At 64.2% G+C, this 22,543-nt stretch carries 23 protein-coding genes and 1 tRNA gene; 18 read left to right on the top strand and 6 right to left on the bottom strand.

What is annotated here, in order from left to right; genetic code table 11:
- The first annotated feature begins 20 nt into the window (after nt 1-20).
- The 7 genes from cmk (at nt 21) to BN973_RS14310 (ending at nt 5,525) form a co-directional block, all read left to right on the top strand.
- Nucleotides 21-707 (top strand): (d)CMP kinase, encoded by a 687-nt coding sequence (gene cmk / locus BN973_RS14280; RefSeq protein WP_036468920.1) that lies wholly within the window; start codon nt 21-23, stop codon nt 705-707.
- The gene (gene der, locus BN973_RS14285) at nt 704-2,107 is read left to right on the top strand and encodes a ribosome biogenesis GTPase Der (RefSeq protein WP_036468921.1); all 1,404 of its coding nucleotides are present in this window, start codon (nt 704-706) and stop codon (nt 2,105-2,107) included. Before cmk ends, der begins: the two co-directional genes overlap by 4 nt.
- A gap of 207 nt (nt 2,108-2,314) precedes the next feature.
- Entirely contained in the window at nt 2,315-3,091 is a 777-nt protein-coding gene (locus BN973_RS14290; protein WP_232232080.1) for an SDR family NAD(P)-dependent oxidoreductase, read from the top strand.
- A 16-nt stretch (nt 3,092-3,107) separates the two neighbouring features.
- Nucleotides 3,108-3,932 (top strand): cyclase family protein, encoded by an 825-nt coding sequence (locus BN973_RS14295; RefSeq protein WP_036468923.1) that lies wholly within the window; start codon nt 3,108-3,110, stop codon nt 3,930-3,932.
- 1 nt (nt 3,933) lies between these two features.
- On the top strand, nt 3,934-4,707 hold the full coding sequence (locus BN973_RS14300; RefSeq protein ID WP_036468924.1) for an IclR family transcriptional regulator: 774 nt from the start codon (nt 3,934-3,936) through the stop codon (nt 4,705-4,707).
- Nucleotides 4,708-4,794: 87 nt separating this feature from the next.
- Nucleotides 4,795-4,868, top strand: a tRNA-Pro gene (locus BN973_RS14305).
- A 123-nt stretch (nt 4,869-4,991) separates the two neighbouring features.
- Nucleotides 4,992-5,525, top strand: coding sequence for a hypothetical protein (locus BN973_RS14310; RefSeq protein WP_036468925.1), 534 nt, complete (start codon nt 4,992-4,994; stop codon nt 5,523-5,525).
- Here the strand turns inward: BN973_RS14310 and BN973_RS14315 are convergent, their stop codons facing one another.
- Both BN973_RS14315 and BN973_RS31045 read right to left on the bottom strand, forming a co-directional pair.
- The gene (locus tag BN973_RS14315; protein WP_051641254.1) at nt 5,526-6,149 is read right to left on the bottom strand and encodes a site-specific integrase; all 624 of its coding nucleotides are present in this window, start codon (nt 6,147-6,149) and stop codon (nt 5,526-5,528) included.
- A 39-nt stretch (nt 6,150-6,188) separates the two neighbouring features.
- The gene (locus BN973_RS31045; protein WP_156959176.1) at nt 6,189-6,326 is read right to left on the bottom strand and encodes a hypothetical protein; all 138 of its coding nucleotides are present in this window, start codon (nt 6,324-6,326) and stop codon (nt 6,189-6,191) included.
- A gap of 125 nt (nt 6,327-6,451) precedes the next feature.
- On the opposite strand from BN973_RS31045, the gene BN973_RS14320 reads away from it, so the two are divergent.
- Both BN973_RS14320 and BN973_RS14325 read left to right on the top strand, forming a co-directional pair.
- Nucleotides 6,452-6,988: a hypothetical protein gene (locus BN973_RS14320; protein WP_036468926.1), complete on the top strand. Its 537-nt coding sequence runs from the start codon at nt 6,452-6,454 to the stop codon at nt 6,986-6,988.
- Nucleotides 6,989-7,114: 126 nt separating this feature from the next.
- A complete protein-coding gene (locus BN973_RS14325) occupies nt 7,115-7,594 on the top strand; it encodes a hypothetical protein (RefSeq protein ID WP_139830348.1) in 480 nt (159 codons plus the stop codon).
- 291 nt (nt 7,595-7,885) lie between these two features.
- On the opposite strand, the gene BN973_RS14330 is transcribed toward BN973_RS14325, so the two are convergent.
- From BN973_RS14330 to BN973_RS14340, 3 genes are all read right to left on the bottom strand, one after another.
- Nucleotides 7,886-8,215 (bottom strand): DUF732 domain-containing protein, encoded by a 330-nt coding sequence (locus BN973_RS14330; protein ID WP_232232081.1) that lies wholly within the window; start codon nt 8,213-8,215, stop codon nt 7,886-7,888.
- A 193-nt stretch (nt 8,216-8,408) separates the two neighbouring features.
- Nucleotides 8,409-9,623 carry an acyl-CoA dehydrogenase family protein gene (locus BN973_RS14335; RefSeq protein ID WP_084163398.1) on the bottom strand — a complete coding sequence of 405 codons (1,215 nt, stop codon included), beginning with the start codon at nt 9,621-9,623 and terminating at the stop codon, nt 8,409-8,411.
- On the bottom strand, nt 9,620-10,783 hold the full coding sequence (locus tag BN973_RS14340) for an acyl-CoA dehydrogenase family protein (protein WP_036468929.1): 1,164 nt from the start codon (nt 10,781-10,783) through the stop codon (nt 9,620-9,622). The genes BN973_RS14335 and BN973_RS14340 overlap by 4 nt, the downstream gene beginning before the upstream one ends.
- Nucleotides 10,784-11,081: 298 nt before the next feature.
- Between BN973_RS14340 and BN973_RS31690 the strand changes: the two genes are divergently transcribed.
- The 8 genes from BN973_RS31690 to BN973_RS14380 are packed head-to-tail and all read left to right on the top strand — an operon-like array spanning nt 11,082 to nt 20,395.
- Complete coding sequence (locus BN973_RS31690) at nt 11,082-11,843, top strand: MlaE family ABC transporter permease (protein WP_051641255.1); 762 nt, start codon at nt 11,082-11,084, stop codon at nt 11,841-11,843.
- A 17-nt stretch (nt 11,844-11,860) separates the two neighbouring features.
- Nucleotides 11,861-12,694, top strand: coding sequence for an ABC transporter permease (locus BN973_RS31695; RefSeq protein WP_036472420.1), 834 nt, complete (start codon nt 11,861-11,863; stop codon nt 12,692-12,694).
- A 14-nt stretch (nt 12,695-12,708) separates the two neighbouring features.
- A complete protein-coding gene (locus BN973_RS14355) occupies nt 12,709-14,085 on the top strand; it encodes an MCE family protein (RefSeq protein ID WP_232232082.1) in 1,377 nt (458 codons plus the stop codon).
- Nucleotides 14,082-15,110 carry an MCE family protein gene (locus BN973_RS14360; protein WP_407067603.1) on the top strand — a complete coding sequence of 343 codons (1,029 nt, stop codon included), beginning with the start codon at nt 14,082-14,084 and terminating at the stop codon, nt 15,108-15,110. Before BN973_RS14355 ends, BN973_RS14360 begins: the two co-directional genes overlap by 4 nt.
- The gene (locus BN973_RS14365; RefSeq protein WP_232232083.1) at nt 15,095-16,372 is read left to right on the top strand and encodes an MCE family protein; all 1,278 of its coding nucleotides are present in this window, start codon (nt 15,095-15,097) and stop codon (nt 16,370-16,372) included. The genes BN973_RS14360 and BN973_RS14365 overlap by 16 nt, the downstream gene beginning before the upstream one ends.
- A 26-nt stretch (nt 16,373-16,398) precedes the next feature.
- Nucleotides 16,399-17,799: a virulence factor Mce family protein gene (locus tag BN973_RS14370; RefSeq protein WP_051641590.1), complete on the top strand. Its 1,401-nt coding sequence runs from the start codon at nt 16,399-16,401 to the stop codon at nt 17,797-17,799.
- Nucleotides 17,796-18,932, top strand: a complete 1,137-nt coding sequence (locus tag BN973_RS14375) for an MCE family protein (protein ID WP_036468933.1) — start codon at nt 17,796-17,798, stop codon at nt 18,930-18,932. The genes BN973_RS14370 and BN973_RS14375 overlap by 4 nt, the downstream gene beginning before the upstream one ends.
- Nucleotides 18,932-20,395, top strand: a complete 1,464-nt coding sequence (locus BN973_RS14380) for an MCE family protein (protein ID WP_036468934.1) — start codon at nt 18,932-18,934, stop codon at nt 20,393-20,395. The genes BN973_RS14375 and BN973_RS14380 overlap by 1 nt, the downstream gene beginning before the upstream one ends.
- Here the strand turns inward: BN973_RS14380 and BN973_RS31050 are convergent.
- The gene (locus BN973_RS31050) at nt 20,375-21,616 is read right to left on the bottom strand and encodes an acyl-CoA dehydrogenase family protein (protein WP_169718262.1); all 1,242 of its coding nucleotides are present in this window, start codon (nt 21,614-21,616) and stop codon (nt 20,375-20,377) included. The two genes, BN973_RS14380 and BN973_RS31050, sit on opposite strands and share 21 nt — an antisense overlap.
- Between BN973_RS31050 and BN973_RS14390 the strand changes: the two genes are divergently transcribed.
- Nucleotides 21,610-22,524, top strand: a complete 915-nt coding sequence (locus BN973_RS14390; RefSeq protein WP_084163399.1) for an enoyl-CoA hydratase-related protein — start codon at nt 21,610-21,612, stop codon at nt 22,522-22,524. The genes BN973_RS31050 and BN973_RS14390 overlap by 7 nt on opposite strands.
- The last annotated feature ends 19 nt before the right edge of the window (nt 22,525-22,543 follow it).

Genomic DNA, 22,543 nt, shown 5'->3' on the forward strand with positions numbered 1-22,543 from the left:
GTAGAGCGAACCATCGGCCTGTGACGGGCGGCATCGTGGTGGCGATCGACGGCCCGGCGGGAACCGGAAAGTCCTCGGTGTCAAAGGGATTGGCCTCGGCGTTGGGTGCGCGCTACCTGGACACCGGGGGCATGTACCGGACGGTGACGCTGGCCGTCTTGCGCGACGGTATCGACCCGGGCGACGCGGACGCGGTCGCACGGGTTGCCGAGACGGTGCAGATGTCGGTCGACTACCACCCCGACGGCGACCGTTACTTCCTTGCCGGAGAGGATGTCTCGGCAGAGATCCGCGGCGACCAGGTCACCGGAGCGGTGTCGGCGGTGTCGTCGGTTGGCGCCGTACGGACCCGGCTGGTCGCTCTGCAGCGCGAAATGGCCAAGGGGCCGGGCAATGTCGTCGTCGAGGGCCGCGACATCGGGACCGTGGTCTTGCCCGACGCGCCGGTGAAGATCTTCTTGACCGCGTCGGCCGAAACCCGGGCCCGGCGCCGCAACGACCAGAACGTCGCCGCGGGCCTGCCCGACGATTACGACGGCGTGCTGGCCGACGTGCGCCGCCGCGATCATCTCGATTCCACCCGCACGCTGTCGCCGCTGCGCCCAGCATCCGATGCGGTGACCGTCGACACCAGCGACATGACCGAGGCCCAGGTGATCGATCACCTGCTGGAAGTGGTCCGGCAGCGAAGCGAGGCCATGCGGTGACTCAGGACGGCACCTGGGCCGACGAAAGCGATTGGGAAGTAGTCGATTCCGACTCGGGAGATTTCGACGAGCCCGGTCCCGCGCCGGTGGTCGCGATCGTCGGCCGTCCCAACGTCGGCAAGTCGACGTTGGTGAACCGGATCCTGGGCCGGCGTGAAGCGGTCGTGCAGGACATTCCCGGCGTGACCCGCGACCGGGTCTCCTACGACGCGCTGTGGACCGGACGCCGGTTCGTCGTCCAGGACACCGGGGGATGGGAGCCCGACGCCAAGGGCTTGCAGCAGCTGGTCGCCGAACAGGCGTCGGTGGCGATGCGCACCGCCGACGCGATCATCCTGGTGGTCGACGCGACGGTCGGGGCGACCAGTGCCGACGAGGCCGCCGCCCGCATCCTGCTGCGCTCGGGCAAGCCGGTTTTCCTGGCCGCCAACAAGGTTGACAGCGAGAAGGTCGAATCCGACGCGGCCGCGCTGTGGTCGCTGGGTCTGGGCGAGCCACATGCGATAAGCGCGATCCACGGTCGCGGCGTTGCCGATCTGCTCGACGAGGTGCTGGCGGTATTGCCCGAGGTGTCCGAGGCGGCACCCGCGGTCGGCGGGCCGCGCCGGGTAGCGCTGGTCGGCAAGCCCAACGTCGGGAAGAGCTCGCTGCTCAACAAGCTGGCCGGCGACGAGCGCTCGGTGGTGCACGACGTCGCCGGAACCACCGTGGACCCCGTGGACTCGCTGATCGAATTGGGCGGCAAGATATGGCGTTTCGTCGACACCGCGGGTCTGCGGCGCAAGGTCGGACAGGCCAGTGGACACGAGTTCTACGCGTCGGTGCGCACTCACTCGGCCATCGATGCCGCCGAGGTGGTGCTGGTGCTGATCGACGCCTCGCAGACGCTGACCGAGCAGGACCAGCGGGTGCTGTCCATGGTGATCGAGGCCGGCCGGGCGCTGGTGCTGGCCTTCAACAAATGGGATCTGGTCGACGAGGACCGGCGCGAGCTGCTGGACCGCGAGATCGACCGTGAGCTGTCGCAGCTGCAGTGGGCGGCGCGGGTGAACATCTCGGCCAAGACGGGGCGGGCCGTGCAGAAGCTGGTGCCGGCGATGGAGACCGCGCTGGCGTCGTGGGACGCCCGGATTGCGACCGGCCCGCTGAATACCTGGCTCAAGGAAGTCGTCGCGGCCACGCCGCCCCCGGTGCGCGGCGGCAAGCAGCCCCGAATTCTGTTCGCTACCCAGGCCGCCGCCCGGCCGCCGACGTTCGTCCTGTTCACCAGCGGCTTTCTCGAGGCCGGTTACCGCCGCTTCCTGGAGCGGCGGTTGCGCGAGACGTTCGGGTTCGACGGCAGCCCGATCCGCATCAATGTGCGGGTGCGCGAAAAGCGCGGGACAGCCAAGCGCCGCTGACTTTCGCTTTTGCGTCGAGTGTGCGCGTCGGCCGCCCTCAACGCACCGCTTTTGCGGCGAGTGTGAGCCTAGGCCGCCCTCCATTCACACTCGCCACCCTGGGTACACACCCAGCGCTGGGCCGAGTACTAACTCTCACATTCGTGCTACCGTTCTCTCATATAACGGGAGAATCTACCCGTATCGCAGGAATTTATCGGAGGATTAGTGAGCGCGGCGCGGTTTAGCGTGCGGGACAAGTCGATCCTGATCACCGGGGCGACCGGATCGCTGGGCAGCGCGGCGACCAAGGCCCTGGCCGAAGCCGGGGCTCGGCTGACGCTGACCGGGGGCAACACCGAGCGGCTGGCCGAGCTCGTCGACGAGACCGGTCGTCATGACCTGGCGGTCGTGGTCCGCCGGCCCGATACCCCGGCCGACGCGCAGGCCATGGTCGACGGGGCCGTGGCCAAGCACGGTCGGCTCGACGGCGTCTTGGTCGCTTCGGGCATGAATCACGTCGCACCCATCACCGAGATGGGCGTCGAGGATTTCGACGACGTGATGAAGGCGAACGCGCGCGGCGCCTGGCTGGTATGTCAGGCCGCCGGTCGGGTGCTGCTGCGGCAGGGCGGGGGCGGCAGCGTCGTGCTCGTCTCCTCGGTGCGCGGCAGCCTCGGGCATGCCGCCGGCTACAGCGCCTACTGCCCGTCGAAGGCGGCGACCGACTTGTTGGCCAAATCCTTGGCCGCCGAGTGGGGCCCACAAGGCATTCGGGTAAATGCTTTGGCGCCCACCGTTTTCCGGTCGGAGCTGACCGAGTGGATGTACGCCGACGACGAAAAGGGGCGTCAAACCCGCGAGGCGATGTTCGCCCGAATCCCGTTGCGCCGCTTCGCCGAACCGGAAGACTTCGTCGGCGCACTGATCTATCTGCTCAGCGACGCGTCGAGTTTCTACACCGGCCAGGTCATGTACCTGGACGGCGGCTACACCGCATGCTGACCCGAAAGGAACCGTCGTGACCATGGCCTGGCCGCTGGGCGAAGCCGAATCGAAGCTGGAATTCTACGACCTGTCGCACCCGTGGGGTCATGGCGTGCCGGCCTGGCCGTACTTCGAGGACGTCAAGATCGAACGCCTGCACACCATGGCCAAAAGCCGGGTGCTGACCCAAAAGGTCACCACTGTCATGCATTCCGGCACGCACATCGACGCTCCGGGCCACGTCATCGAAGGCACGCCGCTGCTGCACGAGATCCCGCTGAGCGCGTTCTTCGGCACCGGGGTGGTGGTGTCGATCCCGAAAAAGAAGTGGGAGGTCGTCACCGCCGAGGACTTGGAGCAGGCCACGCCCGAGATTCGGCCCGGTGACATCGTGATCGTCAATACCGGCTGGCACCACACCTACGCCGACGGTGCCGAGTATTACGCCTATTCGCCGGGTTTCTACAAAGAAGCCGGGGAGTGGTTCGCCGCCAAGGGCGTCAAAGCCGTCGGCACGGACACCCAAGCGTTGGACCATCCGATGGCCACCGCGATCGCCCCGCACGGTCCGGCCGAGCATACGGGTGGGTTATTGCCTTGGGCGGTAAAGGAATACGAGGATCACACCGGCCGGAATGTGCTCGACGACTTCCCGGAGTGGGAGCCGTGCCACCGGGCGATTTTGTCTCAAGGCATCTACGGCTTCGAGAATGTGGGCGGCGACTTGGACAAGGTCACCGGCAAGCGGGTCACCTTCGCGGCGTTCCCGTGGCGGTGGGTCGGCGGCGACGGCTGTATCGTGCGATTGGTGGCGATCGTCGATCCCACGGGCAGCTACCGCATCGAGACCGGGGGCTGAGGTGACTGTCGACTCAGATGAGGCCCGCGGCAGCGGAATTCAGGTCATCGCCCGCGCAGCGGAAATGTTGCGCCTGCTGCAGGCGCATCCCGGCGGGCTGAGCCAGGCCGAGATCGGGGAGCGGCTGGGCATGGCGCGCTCAACGGTGAGCCGGATCCTCAATGCGCTCGACGACGAAGGCCTGGTGGCCGCGCGCGCGGCGCGGGGCCGCTATCGACTGGGTCCCGAGATCGCCCGCATGGCTACCACCGTGCGCCGCAGCGTCGTGTTCGACGTGCACCCCTTCATCGAGGAGCTGTCCCGCGAACTGGAGGAGACCGTTGACCTGTCGATCCTGGACGGTGATCGCGCGACCTTCGTCGACCAGGTCGTCTCCCCGCACCGCCTGCGGGCCATCAGCGCGGTCGGCGAGTCGTTTCCGCTGCACTGTTGCGCCAACGGCAAGGCCCTGCTGGCCAATCTGTCGGCCGACGAGCAGGCCCGAGCCCTGCCGAGTCGGCTTGCCAGGCTCACCGCGAACACGATCACGGCGCCGGCGGCGCTGCGCAAGGAGCTGGACGGCGTCCGGACCGGGGGCGTCGCATATGACCGCGAAGAGCAGAGCGAGGGTGTCTGCGCGGTCGGCGCCGTATTAAAGGGTGTGAGCGACGAGATGGTCGCGGTCAGCGTGCCCGTCCCTGCGCAGCGCTTCTACCGCCGCGAAGCCGAGCTCGCTCAGGCACTGCTGGCCTGGGTAGAAAAGGTCGACGCCTGGTTCGCGACGCCGGACGACTAGGAGACACGCAGGTCAGCGAGGCAATGGCGGCCCGGGCCCGCGGCTACGGTAGGCTGTCGACCTGCTGCTGGTGGACTCATCAGCACACGGGCTGTGGCGCAGTTTGGTAGCGCACTTGACTGGGGGTCAAGTGGTCGCAGGTTCAAATCCTGTCAGCCCGACAAAAGGTCAGACGGCGTTTTTGGAGTTACTGAGATGCCAACAGTATGGGCAATACCCAAACGTAGTACCCAAACCAGCTTTCGCCGGCCATCGGCCAGCAAATACGCGGCAGGCTGACGGCGATGCTCGGTGAAACGTGGGAAGACCAGTACCTGCGAATGCACCGGCAGTACGGCCTACTGGCCAGAACCGCCGCTTCTGACAAGTACGAAGAGATTCACAATTCGGATCGTGCGCGCGATATCCTTTATCACTTCTGTTGCGACGCATTCCATTTGAAAGACTGGATCCTGCACGCGGACGACCAAAAGCCCGAAATTCAGGAAGCGGTGAGGGCGTTCCTGCCGAAGAATCATCCGGACCCGCCATCTCTTGAGCTGGCGATGTGTGCGGACATTGCCAACGGTTTCAAACACGGCGGAGTGGATCGCGACAGGCACGGGTGCTACACGCCTGGCGGACCAGCCGAAATCGTGAAGCACTCTAAAGGCGCCTCGATTCCGGCGCCCGTTCCGCACCATCTTTCAGGGAACCACTGGACGATACGTGTTCGCACAAGCGGCGACGAGTACTACGCGCTCCACGTCGCTAGGGATGCCGTAGCCGCCTGGGATGCGTGGCTGCCGGCCAACGGTCTGGCGCTGCCGAGCCCCTGATCAGAGCCCCAGCGCCCCGCTCAGCCCGTCAATTGCCGTTCTGGCGGTGTCGTCGCTGGTGTGCCCGTAGATGTCGCCGGTGATGCTGATCGAGCTGTGCCCGAGCAGGTCCGCGACCGCCTTGATATGCACGCCCGATTCCAGCCATGCCACGGCCGCCGAGTGCCGCAGCGTGTGCACCCCGGCGCCCTCGACGCCTGCCTTCGCGGCGGCGATCTCGATAGCCCGCAACAGATTGCGCGGGTCGACAGGGCCGCCGAATTCGGTCGTGAAAACCAATCCGCTGTCCGTCCACTGGTCGCCTGCATGCAGCCGTTCGGCCGCCTGGGTGGCCCGCTGAGCCTTCAGCAGCGCGACGACGGGGGCTGACAACGGCACTGTGCGGCGCGATCGTTCCGTCTTGGGCTCGGTGACGACGAGCTCCTTGCCGACGCGGCCGAGGGTGGCCGCCACCTTCAGCGACCCGTCTTTGAGGTTGACGTGCTGCCAGTGCAGGCCGAGAGCTTCACCGCGGCGCAATCCCGTGGCGGCGATCAGCACCAGCACCCGGTAATAGCGCAGACCCTCGGCGGCCTTCAGCACCGCGGCGACCGTGCCGGCACGCGGCTCGGTTCCGCCAGTCATTCGCTTGAGGCAAGCGGTATCCGCTGGCGGGCCGGGCCGCTACTTCATGTTCAGTCGACGAGCGATCACCACGAGCGCCTTCAGGATATTGAGCTGTATCTCCTGGTCGACCGAGAGCGCTGGGGTGCCCTCAAGCCGTTCCACGGCCTCGATTACGTCACCGATTGCAACCGCCATGACTACCTCCGATATCTACCCCCGCGGACGACATACCCTAACGGCGGCGCAATTCGCGCTCGCGGAGCCACGCCGCGCCGCGGTGGACACTTCGACAGCTCGGCCAGCGGCGTTAAAGTCCCCGCATGATTATTGCCGCCTTCATTGTTTCGATCGTTGCGGCGCTCGCTGCTGGCGGATCAGTCTGGTATGCACGAGCCCAGGCGAGGGTCGCGAAAGATGCCGTTGAGCACGCACACACGTCGGCAGAAGCGGCCACTCGATCAGCCGACATCGCCGAGATAGTCGAGCGAGGTAGGCACTTCGGCTGGCGGATCGAAGCTCGGACGAACAATCCAGCTGTTCGGAACTACACGTTGCGCAACGTCGGCACAGTGAATGCCCGCAACGTTACGTTGGCCGGGGACTACCTACGTATCGTGATGAGCGCGGACGGGTCCGGCTCTGACATTGCGGCTGGCGAGTCTCGGTTGTTCATGGTCGCACAGGCTTTCGGTGACAAAGGCGGCGAAATACGCATCACGTGGACCCCGGACCTCCCCGGAGCTGAACCGATGACGTGGACAGAAATCCCGCCAATGGCCCCTTTCACTCCGCCGCTGAGTGACATCGATTGGCGCAACTTGGTCAAGGCCGTGGAGAAGCTCGCCGAGCGGCATTAGGTGTCCGCCTGGCCGCGTGTTCTGCTTGCCAGTCGTGTGCTCAGGTGCAACGGTGACCCTGTGTCGTTGGACTGGGGAAACGTACCGGCAGCAGTTAGTGCCGGCGTGGCTCTCGCTTCCGCGGCAGTGTCAGCGCTGGCTGCGATTCGATCACGTAAGTCCCGCGCGGAGGCTGACCGGCGTGCCAAGGATGCTGCCGAGGCGGCCGTTCGGTCCGCCGACGCAGCCGTTCAGTCGGTAGAAGCCCAACGCCAAGCAGCCGACGCCGCACAGGAGTTCGCGGCCGCTTACCAAAATGAGGCCCGCATTCGAGCTGCGGAGCGCGAGGCGGCCGCGGACGAGCCGCCATGGGACCTGATGCGTCAAGGTGAGTTCAACGTGCTGTTGATGAACAATTCGCCCGAACCGCGCTTCCACGTCACCGCAGACGGTGAGCAAGTGAGGGCACCCGGAGGGTTTGCCTGGGAGCTAATCGAGGCTGACGAATCGGAAATGTTCCACGTCTTAGCTGGCGATGACGCGAGCCCGCAAATCGTTGTGACGTGGTATGACACCGAGATTCGGGCAGGCGAACCGCGTCGCTGGCGTGGTTTCCCGCGGAGTTAAGGCAAGCGATCGCCGCTGCGCTTGAAGACGCGCAGCAACCACTGTCCTTACCCAAAGTGGTACCCAAACCAGCCTCGAATCCGCCCCTATCCGGCAAAGTTCGCTAGCTACACGAATCGGCATCTAGCTGTGACAACGTGCATTCTACGAATATCAGCGAACACACTCGATTAGCCTGGGGGTCAAGTGGTCGCAGGTTCAAATCCTGTCAGCCCGACCAATGTCATATATCCGGACATCGGAAGAGCCGAGAACCCGCAGTCGCCGTAACCGCCAGGGATGCAGCAGCGACTACCCAGCCGTTGACTGATAGTTCGCCGCGGAGTTGCGCAGCTGCCAGATTTGGGCAGGGCACAGCAGATTGACGGCGTAGGAAACCAGGTAGTTGGCAGCGAATTCGTCGTTGGGGGTCACGTCGCGCTTCACGTCGCCCATTACTTGGGCGTAGCTGTCGCCTTGGGTGACTTTGTCGCAGATTCCATGGCCGTACCCGATCGCATCGTTGTTCGGGAAGTTGTAGTGCCGCCGCACTGCCACGTCGTAGACATACTCCACCTCGGGCGCCGGTGCAGCGCCCGCCCGAGGCGCGAGCTGCGGTGCGGCATCAAAGAGACCGCACACCGCCACGAAAGTAGCGACCAATAGCTTCGCCGACTGATTGCGCGCCCAGCTGCGCCGATGCGTAGGTGTAGACGACATCACGGAATTCCCTTGCTACAAAACCAATTAGAGTATGCGGGTGACCGGCAGGCCGCGGTCCGATCGGCCGAATTCGCAACGACTTTTCGCCAGCGCCACGGTTCTCGTTCCCTCATCAGCGGTCTCGCGGCAAGCCCAGCAGGCGCTCGCCGATCACGTTGCGTTGGATTTCGTCGGTGCCACCGCCGATCCTCAGACCGGGCGCGAGGGTCGAGGCACGTCCCCACGCGAAGGTGCCCCATTCGCCGGTGTCGGCCAACATGTTCATCCCGAGGATGTGGCTGGCGGTGTTGATGCAGTTTCGCAGCAGACGATTGCGCAGCAGTTTCAGGATGGACATCTCGGGGCCCGCCAAATTACCTCGGCGTTCGGCGGCCAACAGGTTCGCGGCGGTGTGTTCGACGGTTGCACCGAGAACGTAGCAGTCGAGGACCGCGTCAAGGATCGCCGCCGGCAATTGCCCTTTTCTGGCCGCCACGGCGGCGAGGTCGACAAGACGCTGTACGACAACCCAATTCGGGTCTTCCGAACTGTTTCCGACTGCTTTGCGTTCGCCACCGAGTGTCGCCATGGCCACACCCCAGCCCTTGTTGACATCTCCGACCCGATGGCTGTCGGGTATGCGCAGTGCGTCGATGAACACTTCATTGAAGTGTGCTCCACCGCTCATCTCGCGCAGCGGGCGTACCTCGATCGCGGGGTCATGCATATCGGCGACGAACATCGTGAGTCGGCGATGGGGGACCGCATCGTCTCCGGTACGAGCCAGGAGCAAGCCGATGTCGCTGTAGTGGCCCCCCGTCGTCCACACTTTCTGGCCGGTGACGACCCATTCGCCGCCGTCACGTACCGCGCGGGTGGACACCGCCGATAGGTCGGAGCCCGCGCCAGGTTCGGAGAACAATTGACAGGCGATGATGTCACCGCGCAAGATCGCGGGCACCAACTTCAGCTTGAGCTCTTCCGACGCCGCGGCCAGCAGTCCGGGAAGAATGATGTGCAACGTCACGAACAGCGTGTTGAGTTTGGGTAAGCGGTAGAGCTTGCAGGTCTCGTCGAAAATCTCTTGACTGCGTTGGTCAAGTTCGGCGCCACCGTAATCGCGAGGACCCGTGATCCAAGCCAACCCCTCGTCGAACAAGGCTCGTTGCCACGCGCGCGCTCGTTTGAGTTGCTGCTCTTCGACCGAGCGTTCCGGGCTGTCGAAGATCGGTATGGTGTCGGGCAGTTCGACGGGGTCCTCGGCCGCGTCGCCGAGGCCGTCGGCGTGAGCATCGAGGAACTCGCGGCATCTTCGCCCGAAGGCGTCGTGATCGATTGTCGGTGTCACTGGCGAAACCGGTGCTCTGGGAAAATCTGGGTGGCGAGAACATTTTTCAGCACCGGCGGCGATCCTCCCGCCACCAACGCCGCCATGGCATCGCGGTGCAGCCGCTGCGCGGCGTAGTCCAGCGTTGTTCCGTCACCACCACACAGGACCATCGCCTCGTGTGTCACTGTGGGCAGCATCGTGCAGCCAGACAGCTTGGCGAACGTCGAATCCTTCGCATTGGGAAATCGACCGTCCACGGAACTCGACGCCGCCCGGTAGGTCAGCAGCCGATGAGCGTCGATTGCCATCCGCATCTCCACCAGGCTGTGGTAGGCCGACTGGAACTCGATGATGGGTTTGCCGTACGCCTGCCGACCTGACGTGTAGCTCACCGCATCCTCGAACGCGGCTTCGGCGAGCGCGAGGCTCAGCGTCGCGTTGTGTATGCGTTCCATGTTGAACGCCATCATCAGGTCCGCGAAGTGGCCCGGTCCGCGAACGACGTTCTCGCTCGGTATCAGGCAGTTATCGAAGTGCACCTCGCCGTGGGGGAGTCCGCGCGTGCCGGAAAAGTGGGCGCCTCTTTCCAATCTGAGTCCAGGGGTTCCCTTTTCGACCACCACCGCGCCGATGCCGCGGTGTCCCGGTTCGTCGTCGAACCGCACAAATGTCGCGTACAGCTCGTTGACGGGGGAGCCGGTGATGAAGCGTTTGGACCCGTTGATCAGGTAGTTGTCGCCATCGGGCGTCGCGCTCGTCGTCAGGGCGGTGAGATCCGAGCCGTGCTCCGGCTCGGTGAGCGCGATCGCGCACGCCTTGTGCCCGCTGACAATGTCAGGTAGGAACTTCTCGCGGGTCGCCTCATGTTCTGCTCGCAGCACGATTGCCGGTCCGGGGCCGGTCGAGCCGAACGTTGGTTCGGCGACGATCCAGGACTGCGACGTCTTGATCAGAGCTTCCACGACCACCACATAGTCGACGACGGTCAGTTCGGCCCCGCCGTATTTGGCCGGCATCGTCAAGCCGCACAGGCCCGCCGCGGCCATCGCGGCGGCGACCTCCCCATAGGGAGCCTCATCGGCGCGGTCCCACTCGTCGACGTGCGCACGCCACGGCTTGGCCGCCTCGGTCGCCCGTGCTCGCAACTCTTGCTGATTTTTGGAAAGTTCGAAGTCCATCGGAACCCCTTGCTATTTTGGTTACTACTGTACAATATAGAGCCAGCCGCGCAACGCGACGCCCACCGGGAGGGAGCGAATTGAGGATGACCCGCTTCGGTACCTGCGGTCGGCCCGCCGTGCTCGTCAGATCACGTCGGCGTAGTCGCAACCTGCGCGCGGGTGCCTACTTATCATGTAATGCCGCAGGCCTTTTCGCTAACCCGCTGCGCTCGGACCACGTTCGGGCGGTGTGCCTTCGCCCCCGCGCCAACAGCGCAATGTCGTCTAGGGCCCCTCGTCGAGGTGGGTGCGGACCATGCAGCTAGCCGCGATCAAGCCCCTGGTCGACATCGGCCGGTTCTTTGCGATGGCCCTGGACACGATCGTGCTGATGTTCCGGCGTCCGTTCGCGTGGCGAGAGCTGCTGGAGCAGGCGTGGTTCGTGGCACGCGTATCGCTCGTTCCGACGCTGATGCTCTCGATTCCGTTTACCGTACTTACCGTCTTCACGCTGAACATCTTGTTGGTGGAGTTCGGTGCCGCCGACTATTCCGGCACCGGCACAGCTTTGGGTGCGGTAACCCAAATCGGCCCGCTCGTAACGGTTCTTGTCGTCGCGGGTGCGGGCGCGACGTCGATGTGCGCCGACCTCGGCGCACGCACCATCCGGGAAGAACTCGACGCACTCAGGGTGCTCGGCGTGAATCCGGTTCAGGCCCTGGTCGTTCCACGAGTGCTGGGCGCGACGGTGGTCGCGTTGCTGCTGTCCGGGCTTGTCACGATCGTCGGCATCACGGGCGGGTTCGCGTTCTCGGTGTTCATCCAGCACGTGACGCCCGGATCGTTCGTCGCCGGCCTGACACTGCTCGTCGGTGCGCCAGAGGTGATCATCTGCCTGATCAAGGCCGCGCTGTTTGGCTTGGCCGCGAGTCTGATCGCCTGCTACAAGGGCATCTCGGTGGTCCGCGGTCCCGCCGGGGTGGGCAATGCCGTCAACGAAACCGTCGTGTTCACCTTCGTCGCCCTGTTCGTCATCAACGTGATCGCGACGGCAGTCGGGGTGAAGGCAACAACGTGATTCTCACAGCACAGTCGGTGTTTCCCCGCACCAGCTACAGCGTCAAGCGCTATGCGGGCGGTTGGAATCGCGTTGGGGTTCAGGTTCAATTCCACGTGCAGACGTTGCGGGGCATTGTCGACGCGGCTACACGATACAAGTTCGAATTGCTGCGCCTGATCGCACAGATGAGCCTCGGGGGAACCGGGGCCCTCGCGATCATCGGCGGAACCGTCGTAATCGTTGGCTTTCTTACCCTTTCAGCCGGTGCGCTCATCGCGGTGCAAGGCTACAACTCGTTGTCCGGGATGGGCGTGGAAGCGCTGACGGGCTTCATTTCCGCCTATTTCAACGTGCGCCTGATCGCACCGCTGGTCGCGGGCATCGGTTTGGCCGCGACGATCGGCGCGGGCGCGACAGCGCAGATCGGCGCGATGCGGATCAACGAGGAGATCGACGCGCTGGAAGCCATGGGCATCCAATCGATTTCCTACCTCGCTTCCACGCGGCTGATTTCCGGTGTCCTCGTGGTGATCCCGCTGTACTGTATCGCGGTCCTGATGTCGTTCCTGGCCGCCCGATTCGGCACGACCTTCATCTACGGTCAATCGACTGGTGTGTACGACCATTACTTCAACACGTTCCTCAACCCGACCGACCTCATCTGGTCGTTTTTTCAGGCCATCACGATGGCGATCGTCATCATGCTTGTGCACACCTACTACGGATTCACTGCCTCGGGAGGCCCGGCAGGCGTCGGTGAGGCGGTCGGCCGCGCCGTCCGAAGTTCTTTGGTATCAGCAGTATTGGTCACGCTGTTCGTCTCGCTTGCGATCTACGGGCAGTCAGGCAACTTCAACCTGTCGGGATAGCGATGGACAGCCTAATGCCCGGCCACGACCGGCGACTCCACCCGGCGTGGTGGACACTGTTTTTGATCGCCACCGTCGCTGGGCTGGTATTCCTGACCTCGTCGCTCTACCGCGGAAGCTTCAACTCCTACATCGTCGTCACGCTGATTTCCGACCGGGCCGGCCTGGTAATGGAGCCCGGCGGCAAGGTGAAGATGCGCGGCGTCGAAGTCGGGCGCGTCAGCCAGATCACCGACGACACAAAGCGGGTTCGGCTGCAGCTCGAGATCTTCCCCGAACAGGTTCCGTTGATCCCGTCCAATGTCAGGGCGAAGATCCGCGCGACAACGGCGTTCGGCGCCAAGTACGTCGACTTCGAGTACCCGGAACATCCGAGCCCGCAACACATTTCCGCCGGCGAGGTCCTCAAAAGCCAGAACGTCAGCACCGAGGTCAACACGATCTTCCAAAACCTCGTCAACTTGTTGCACAAGGTCGACACTTCGAAGTTGAACGCGGTGCTGAGCGCTCTCGCCGAAGGAGTCCGGGGCAAAGGCCAGAAGATGGGCGAGGCTACCACCGCGGCCAACCAAGTACTGATCGCGCTCAACGACCGTAAGACGACGATCGACGCCGATTGGCGCGCGCTCAAGGGATTCGGCGATACCTACGCCGCTGCCGCATCAGATATCGTCGCCACCCTCGACGCCGCGACGACAACCAGCCAGACGATCACCGCCGAAGCGTCCTCAATGGACGCACTGCTGCTCAGCGTCATTGGGTTCTCCAACAGCGGAATCGACCTACTCGCACCGAATCTGGGCAACTTCGTCAACGGTTTCAACGTCCTCGCCCCGACCGCCGATCTGCTACTGAAGTACAACCCCGAATACGCCTGCACAATCCTGGGCGCCCAGTTCTTCCACGACCACGGCTCGGGAGCCCTCGGCGGAAACGGACGGGCCGTCCAGCTGGACAGCGCATTGCTGTTCGGCGACGACATGTATCGCTACCCGGAGAACCTGCCCATCGTGGCCGCCAAGGGCGGCCCGGACGGCAAACCCGGTTGCGGCTCACTGCCGATCGTCGACAACAACTGGCCGCAGCGCTATCTGGTCACCAACACGGGTTGGGGTACCGGCCTTGACTTGCGACCGAATCCGGGCATCGGACATCCGTGGTGGATCAACTATTTCCCCGTCACGAGAGCAGTGCCCGAACCACCCCCCGTGCGCGGCTTCGGTCCACCCGCACCGGGTCCGGTGGTCCCACCCGGTAGCCCTGCCTACGGGGCGCCCTGGTACGGGCCCGACGGGACACCGCTTGCCCCCGGTGTACCGCCGCCGCCGCCGGCAGCCGGCGCCACCCCGGCGCCCCCGGTCGGTGCGGACACCCCACAGGGGACCCCGTGAAGCGATCCCTATCGGCAACGATGCTGCGGCTGGGAGCGTTCGTCGCGATCTGTGTTTTCGGAATCTTCGGGCTGTTCGCCGTCTTCGGCCAGCTCCGGTTCGACAAGTTGACCGACTACAAGGCTCTGTTCAGCAACGTATCCGGGCTGGAAAAGGGAAACTTTGTCAGAATCGCCGGCGTCGAAGTGGGCAAGATTCGCGACATCACGATCGTCGGTGACTCGAGACTGTTGGTCACCTTCGGCGTCGACCCCGAGGTTGTCCTCACCCAGGGAAGCCGGGCAGTCATCCGGTACGACAACCTGATTCGGGGCCGCTTCATGTCCCTCGAGGAAGGTGCGGGCGGGGCACGCCCCCTGCATCCCGGCGATACCATCGCGCTGGCCAACACGGTACCCGCACTGGATCTGGACGCGCTGATCGGCGGCTTCCGCCCGCTCTTTCGAGCGCTGGACCCGAACCAGGTCAATGCCTTGTCAAGCCAACTGGTCAGCGTGTTTCAGGGTCAAGGTGCAACCATCGGTTCGTTCCTGTCCCAAACGGCGGCACTGACGAACACGCTGGCGGATCGTGACCGGTTGATCGGTGAAGTCATCACCAACCTCGACACGCTACTCGGAGCACTCGGAGATCAAAGCGACCAATTCGCCAAGGCCGTCGACGCGCTCACGCAACTTGTGCACGGTTTGGCCGAACACAAAGACGATGTGGCGAACGGCATTGCCTACACGGATAGGGCATCGCGGTCGATCGCCGACCTGTTGCAGTCGGCGCGGCCGGGCCTGCGCGAGACCGTCGTCGGCACAGACAAAGTCGGGGGTCTGGTGATGGCCGATCACGACTATTTCGACGACCTGCTCAACGGATTGCCCGACGCCTACCGGGTGTTGTCTCGCCAGGGCATGTACGGCGACTACTTCAGTTTCTATCTGTGCGACATCGTCTTGAAGGTCAACGGCAAAGGCGGCCAACCCGTTTACATCAAAGTGGCAGGCCAAAGCACCGGGAGATGCGCACCGAAATGAAATTCTTCGAAGAGCGCAATCCCACGATCGTCGGGCTGATCGGGGTCGCCCTGGTAGCAACGGTCGTCGTCGGAGCGTTGCAATACGACAAACTTCCCTTCATCAACACCGACCGCGTCTATGGTGCCTACTTTGCCGATTCGGGCGGTCTTGCCGCCGGCGACGCCGTGCAATACTCCGGGTTGCGCGTCGGCCAGGTCAACAGCATTGCACTCGACGGCGAACGTGTGCTGGTCAAGTTCTCCGTTCGTGACGACGTCCGGCTCGGCGATCGCACGGAAGCAGCGATCAAGGCGCGCGCTCTGCTGGGCGACAAAATCCTGGAGCTGACATCCCGGGGAACCGGCACCCTCACGTCGGCGATCCCGGTTGATCGCACCACATCTCCGTACCAACTGCCCGACGCATTAGGCGACCTGTCCGCGACCATCAGTGGTCTGGACACCCAGGAACTATCGAAATCGCTGAGCACACTGGCGGAAACCTTCAGGGCGACGCCGCCGGATTTGCGGCATGCGGTGGATGGTGTGGCTCGGCTTGCGCAGACGCTGAATTCGCGCGACGAACAACTACGCAATCTTTTGCGCAACGCGAGCAAAGTGACGTCCGTGCTCGCGCAGCGCAGCGACGCGGTGGTTCGACTCGTCGCGGATGCGAACCTGCTGCTGGTGCAAGTGCGCGCTCAGAGCGCGGCGCTGGACCATATTTCGGCGAATATATCCGCGTTGAGTCAACAGCTCCGAGGGTTCATCGCCGACAATCGACACGATTTCAAGCCGGCCCTCGACAAACTCAACGGGGTCCTCGCCATCCTGGACAAACGCAAGGAACGCGTTCAGCAGGCGATCAGGTATCTCAACGCCTACGCGATGTCGCTCGGCGAATCGGTGGCTTCCGGGCCGTTCTTCAAGGCGTACGTCGCGAATCTCCTACCCGGGCAGTTCATTCAGCCCTACGTCGACGCCGCCTTCTCGGACCTTGGCCTTGATCCCCACACCCTGCTGCCGTCGCAGCGGACCGATCCGCAGACCGGTCAGCCGGGGACACCGCCCCTGCCGCTTCCATACCCGCGCACCGGACAGGGCGGCGACCCCAGATTGACTCTTCCCGACGCGATCACCGGCAACCCCGGTGACCCGCGGTACCCCTACCGCGAGCCGCCTCCCGCGCCGCCACCAGGCGGGCCACCACCGGGACCGCCTGCCCTCGCGCCAACTCCGCAGCCCAGCAGCGTGCCGCCGCGAGAGGGTGGTCAATCGTGAAATCCCGTGTGTCGAAAATCGTTTCGATGGTGAAAAACAGGCTTCCGCAACGTGTCCCGGTTGGCAAAGGGCGACGTTCCCGCGTTGTGTTGGGCGGCCTGCTCGGGTGCATCCTGGTTGCCGGCACGGGTTTCGTCCTGAGCCCCGGTGCCGGTGCGCACCACATCCATGTGGTCGCGTACTTTGCCAACAGCAACGGGATCTTCGTCGGTGACCAGGTGCGCATACTCGGCGTCCCCGTCGGCAAAATCGACGCCATCGAGCCCCAGCCGCACCGAGCGAAGATTACGTTCTGGTACGACGGAAAATATCGGGTGCCGGCCACCGCCGACGCCGCAATTCTTGCCCCGTCGCTCGTCACTGCGCGCGCGATCCAGTTGACTCCCGCCTACAAATCGGGCCCGGCGATGCGGGACGGGGCGATCATTCCCCAGGAGCGCACGGCGGTTCCCGTCGAGTGGGACGACCTACGCGACCAACTTGCCAAACTGGTTGCCACGTTGCAGCCCGCACAACCCGGCGGCGTCAGCACCCTGGGAGAATATATCGACACCGCCGCGGACAATTTACGCGGGCAGGGCAGCAACCTGCGTGACACGGTTATCAAACTTTCGCAGACATTTTCGGCCCTGGGTGATCACAGCGGCGACATCTTCGCGACAATACGCAACCTCGCCACGTTGGTTTCGGCACTGCAAGACAGCACCGACGGGATGCGGATGCTCAACAACAACCTTGCGGCCGTGACTCAGTTGCTCGCCGATGATCCTAACGAGGTCGCGAATGCGGTGTCGGATCTCAACGGCGCGGTCCAAGACGTTCAGGGCTTTCTGACCGAAAACAACGCCTCGATCTCGGCGACGTCGGAGAAGCTTGCGTCGGTGACGAGCGCGGTGAAGGACAGTCTGGATGACATCAAACAGACGCTGCACGTCACACCGACGGCCTTCGCGAACTTCTTGAACATCTACCAGCCGGCCCAGGGGTCGTTGTCGGGCGCCATCGCGATCAACAACTTCGCCAACCCCATCAGCTTTCTGTGCGGCGCGATCGAAGCGGCCTCCAGGCTCGGAGCCGAGCAATCCGCGAAACTGTGCGTCCAGTATTTGGCTCCCATCATCAAAAACAGGCAATACAACTTCTTGCCGGTGGGGCTCAATCCGTTCGTCGGGGCGTCGGCGCGGCCCAACGAGCTGACGTATAGCGAAGATTGGATGAGACCCGACCACATCCCGGCACCCGCGGCACCCGCGCCGGACGAGCATATGGCGCCGGGCGAAGCTTCCGGTGTCCCGGGCGCGATCGCTACTTCGTCGGTGCCGCAGCAGGACCAGCCCGCCGCGCCGCCGCCGGCAGATCAGCCGACGCCGACGGACGCGGCCGCCGGTCTGCGGGGGATGATGATGCCCCCGGGAGCGGGCGGATGACGGTAGTGCGATCAACCCTGGCCGTGCGCGCTGCGCTGGTTTTGGCGATTGCCACCACACCCGCCTGTGGGTGGCACGGACTCAATTCGATGTCTCTTCCGGGAACCCAAGGCGGGGGACCGGGGGCCTATACGATCCAGGCGCAGTTGCCGGATGTGGGCACGATTCAACAGAACTCGCGCGTGCGGGTCGGCGACGTCAATGTCGGCACGGTAACCAAGATTCAACGCCAGGGCTGGCACGCGTTACTGACATTGCGCATCAACGGCAATGTGAAGTTGCCCGCGAACGCGACCGCGACGATCGGTCAGACCAGCCTGCTCGGGTCTCTTCACGTCGAGCTTGCACCACCGGTCGGCATCGAATCGCAAGGCCAGCTGCACAACGGGTCACTTATTCCGCTGTCCGCCGGAGCCTCGTACCCGAGCACCGAGCAAACGCTGTCCGCGGTCTCATTGCTCCTCAATGGTGGGGGAATCGGCCAAATACAGGAAATCACAAAGGCCTTCAGCACCGCCTTCAGTGGCCGCGAGAAGGATATTCGCAGTCTGGTCGAGCAGTTGGACCGTTACGTCGGTTACATCAACGAACAAACAAATGACATCATCGCCGCAACCGAAAGCCTCAACAAGCTCGCCGGCAAGTTCGCCGATCAAAAGCCCGTCATCGATGCCGCTGCGAAGGCAATCCCCGACGCACTGGCGGTCCTGCGGGATCAACGCGACCATCTCGCCGAGGCGTTTCAAAAGCTCGGCCAGTACTCCGCTCTGGCGGCGACGGCCGTCGACCGAACCCGGGAATCACTGATCAAGGAGTTCAACGATATTGGCCCCATCCTCGGGCAGCTGGCGAGTACCGGGCCCGCGCTGACCCGGTCGCTGAGCGTCCTGGCGACCTACCCTTGGCCACGCGAAACAATCGAAACCTGGCAGCGCGGCGATTATGCCAACGACACCTTCATCATCGATCTGACGCTCAGTCGCGTCGATGCCGCGTTGCTCACCGGAACCCGGTTCGAGGGGTCACTTACCGGCGTCGAGATGAGGTGGGGCCGAACCATCGGCCAATTGCCGAGCCCCTATACGGCCGGCAATCCCCTTGTCATTCCTTACCATTGGAATCAGGGACCCTGATGAGACTTGCCCGGCGAACACTCATACAGCTGGTAGCCTTCGGCGTCATTTCAGCCATTGCCGCGGTGGTGATGGCGATCGGCTATATCCGGCTGCCGAACATGCTCTTTGGAGTCGGGCATTACCTGGTGACTCTGCAGTTGCCCACCTCGGGCGGCCTTTACGCGAGCGGCAACGTCACCTACCGCGGGACGGAGGTCGGGCGAGTCACCGCGGTCAACCTGACCCGCAGCGGCGTATCAGCCGAGCTGTCGCTGCGATCCGACATCAAGATTCCCGCCGACCTGCGTGCCGAGGTTCACAGCCAATCGGCTATCGGCGAACAGTATGTTGCATTGCTGCCGCAAGCCGGCGGGCCGCCCTACCTCAAATCGGGAGATGTCATACCCGCCGACCGAACCTCGGTTCCTCCGGCTGTCGATAGGCTCTTGGATGACTTGAACAAAGGCCTCAACGCGATACCCGGCGACAATCTGAAGACAGTTGTCGACGAGGCCGCGGTTGCGGTCGGCGGCTTGGGGCCCGAGCTCTCGCGCATCGTCAACGGCTCCACCACCCTCGCAATAGATGCGCGCGCCAACCTGGACTCCGTGACCGGATTGATCGACCAGTCGAAGCCCGTCTTGGACTCGCAAACCGACAGCGCCGAGGCAGTACGGGCCTGGGCGGCAAACTTATCCACCATCACTGCGCAACTTCGCCGGCAAGATCAAGCGTTGCATGGATTGCTCCAGACCGGGCCTGCCGCCATCGACGAGGCGCAGCAGCTGCTGGACAAGCTCCGTCCCACCCTGCCCATTCTTCTGGCGAATCTGGTGAGCGTCGGCCAGGTCGCGGTGACCTATCAGGCCAGTATCGAGCAATTGCTGGTACTGCTGCCAATCGGTATCGGCGATCTGCAGGGCGCTGGGGTGGCCAATCGAAACACCAAGCAGGCCTACAACGGCATCAATCTTGACTTCAACCTCAATATCAACCTGCCACCGGCGTGCACGACCGGGTTTCTGCCGGCCACCCAAGCACGAACGCCCAACTTCACCGATGCCCCGGACCGGCCGCCGGGCGACCTGTACTGCCGCATTCCGCAAGACTCGATGTTCGCTGTCCGCGGCGCGCGTAACCTGCCGTGCATCACCCGCCCCGGGAAGCGAGCGCCCACCGTGAAAATGTGTGAGAGCGACGAGAATTACGTTCCGCTCAATGACGGTTTGAACTGGAAGGGTGATCCCAACGCCACGTTATCGGGCCAGTCGGTCCCTCAGCTGCCGCCGGGAACACCTGCACCGCCGGGATCCGTACCGCCCGGCCAGGCGCCGCCGCCCCCGATTGGTGCGGCCCAATACGATCCAGCGACCGGCTCGTACATCGGGCCGGACGGCAGGCGCTACACCCAGTCCGATCTGGGCGCTGACGGCGCGCCCCGCACCTGGCAGGACATGCTGCTACAAAGTGCTGGCCGTTAAGCTGGGCCGGGTCACGTCGAAGCCCAGCGAGGCGGCCAGCGACTGACGGTGATACACGTCATCACCCAGCAAGAGCCGATTCGCCTGGGCGCGTTTGTAATACAAGTGTGCATTGTGTTCCCAAGTGAACCCGATGCCACCGTGCACCTGGATATTCTCCGCTGCGCATCGCCAGAACACCTCGTGGCACACGGCAGCCGCGATCGTGGACGCCGTCCTAGCCTCTTCGGCAGCACCGCCGGCGACCGACAACACCGCATGCTCCATGGTCGAACGCGACGTCTCACAGTCGACATGCATGTCGGCGCACTTGTGCTTGATCGCTTGGAACGACCCGATAGGCCGGCCAAACTGGCGGCGGGTCCGCGCATACTCGACGGCACTGGCGAGCACATGCTCTGTCGCGCCTACGGATTCGGCGGCCAGGTAGACGTTCGCCAGCGTCAAGGCGCGACTGATGATGTCGATCGCTGCGCCCGTGTCGCCCACCTGACGCGCCGGGGTATCCCGGAACTCGATGCCGGCGAGGCGGCGGGTCTGGTCGATACCAGTCAACGCCGTTCGGGTCAGCCCCGGCGCGTCGGTATCGACTTCGAACAGGGTGATGTCGTTGGAATCGCGTGCGGCGAGCAGGATCAGGTCGGCCGAAGCGCCGTCGACGACGAACATCTTTGTGCCCGATACGCGCCACTGGCCCCCGTGCTGCGCCGCGGTGGCCTGAACCGCTGTCGGATCCCATTTCCAGGAAGGCTCGACCAGCGCCATCGCCGCGCGACGCTTGCCGGTGGCCAGATCGGGCAGTAACCGTTCGTATGCACCACGATCGCCGCTTTCTAGGACAACAGTCTGCGCCAGAGCAACGGCCGACAAGTACGGCAACGGCGCCAGCCGGCGTCCGAGTTCGCGCATCACGATTGCGATTTCGATCGGTCCGCAGTCGGCGCCACCGTAACGCGACGGCACACCGAGCCCGCACACCCCAAGGTCCGCGAACTCCCGCCAGAGGGATTCGTCAAAGCCCGCCGCGGTGTCCATCGCGGCCCGGACCGCCGGCGTGCCGGCCTTTTGGCTCAGAAAGCTCGCAACAAGCTCACGCAGGGATTGTTGATCGGCAGTCAGTTCGGCGATCACTGCATACCTTTCCGGCCTTGGCGCGGACCGTGACCGCGACCGTTGTATTATATATCGCACTATACCTACCAGAGAGGCCGGCGATGGCACACCACAGCGGCGATGGCGCGGGGTTGCCCGCCTCGGAGGGCAACAGCGCGGGGTGCGGCGAACCACCTCCGGCATCCGAAGCGGGCCGCATCGATCTCCGCGAAGACAACGGCGTTGCCACGGTGTGGCTCAACAATCCGAAAGCGTTGAATGCCTTCACTTCCGAGATGGTCGATCAATTCCTGGAAGCACTCGACCGCGTCGACGCTGAAGACGATGTCCGCGCCGTGGTCGTCACCGGTCATGGTCGAGGTTTCTGCGCCGGGGCCGACTTGAGTCTGGGCGCGGAAACGTTCGCGCGTGCGGTCGACGAATCCGCGGACGACTGGCCGCCGCCGGATCGCGCCGGGACGATCGCACTGCGGATGCTGCGGTGTCGCAAGCCACTGATCGCCGCTATCAATGGGCCTGCCGTCGGGTTCGGGGCAAGCCTGACCCTTCCCATGGATATCCGTCTGGCATCGGCCGACGCTCGGGTGGGGTTCGCGTTCGTGCGAAGAGGCATCACCCCAGACGGAACGTCAACTTGGTTCTTGCCACGCATCGTCGGGATCAGCAGGGCAGCAGAATGGATGTTCTCCGGACGCCTTTACTCGGCGGACGAGCTGCGACACGCCGGGTTGGTTCGGGATGTGCATCCCGGTCCCGAGTTGTTGACGGCCGCCTACGCGATTGCCGACGAGCTGGTCGGGCAGTCGGCCCCGGTGTCGATCGCCTTGACTCGTCAACTGCTGTGGCGGATGTACGGGGCGGCCGATCCCGCGGATGCGCATCAACTCGAATCAAAGGCGTTGGCCAGAATCGGCTCCTCGACGGATGCCCGCGAGGGTGTGCAAGCTTTCCTCGACCGGCGGCCCGCGTCGTTCACGATGTCGGCATCGCGAGACGTGCCGGAGCTATTCGACTAAGCGTGTGGCCCCGGCCGCC

Source organism: Mycobacterium triplex (assembly GCF_000689255.1).
Classification (GTDB): domain Bacteria; phylum Actinomycetota; class Actinomycetes; order Mycobacteriales; family Mycobacteriaceae; genus Mycobacterium; species Mycobacterium triplex.

Coding starts and splice junctions, on each gene's coding strand:
- BN973_RS14310 (WP_036468925.1), top strand. CDS start 4,992: ATGCTCGGTGAAACGTGGGAAGACCAGTACCTGCGAATGCACCGGCAG.
- BN973_RS14315 (WP_051641254.1), bottom strand. CDS start 6,149: ATGACTGGCGGAACCGAGCCGCGTGCCGGCACGGTCGCCGCGGTGCTG.
- BN973_RS31045 (WP_156959176.1), bottom strand. CDS start 6,326: ATGGCGGTTGCAATCGGTGACGTAATCGAGGCCGTGGAACGGCTTGAG.
- BN973_RS14320 (WP_036468926.1), top strand. CDS start 6,452: ATGATTATTGCCGCCTTCATTGTTTCGATCGTTGCGGCGCTCGCTGCT.
- BN973_RS14340 (WP_036468929.1), bottom strand. CDS start 10,783: ATGGACTTCGAACTTTCCAAAAATCAGCAAGAGTTGCGAGCACGGGCG.
- BN973_RS31690 (WP_051641255.1), top strand. CDS start 11,082: ATGCAGCTAGCCGCGATCAAGCCCCTGGTCGACATCGGCCGGTTCTTT.
- BN973_RS14355 (WP_232232082.1), top strand. CDS start 12,709: ATGCCCGGCCACGACCGGCGACTCCACCCGGCGTGGTGGACACTGTTT.
- BN973_RS14365 (WP_232232083.1), top strand. CDS start 15,095: ATGCGCACCGAAATGAAATTCTTCGAAGAGCGCAATCCCACGATCGTC.
- BN973_RS14370 (WP_051641590.1), top strand. CDS start 16,399: ATGGTGAAAAACAGGCTTCCGCAACGTGTCCCGGTTGGCAAAGGGCGA.
- BN973_RS14375 (WP_036468933.1), top strand. CDS start 17,796: ATGACGGTAGTGCGATCAACCCTGGCCGTGCGCGCTGCGCTGGTTTTG.
- BN973_RS14380 (WP_036468934.1), top strand. CDS start 18,932: ATGAGACTTGCCCGGCGAACACTCATACAGCTGGTAGCCTTCGGCGTC.
- BN973_RS14390 (WP_084163399.1), top strand. CDS start 21,610: ATGGCACACCACAGCGGCGATGGCGCGGGGTTGCCCGCCTCGGAGGGC.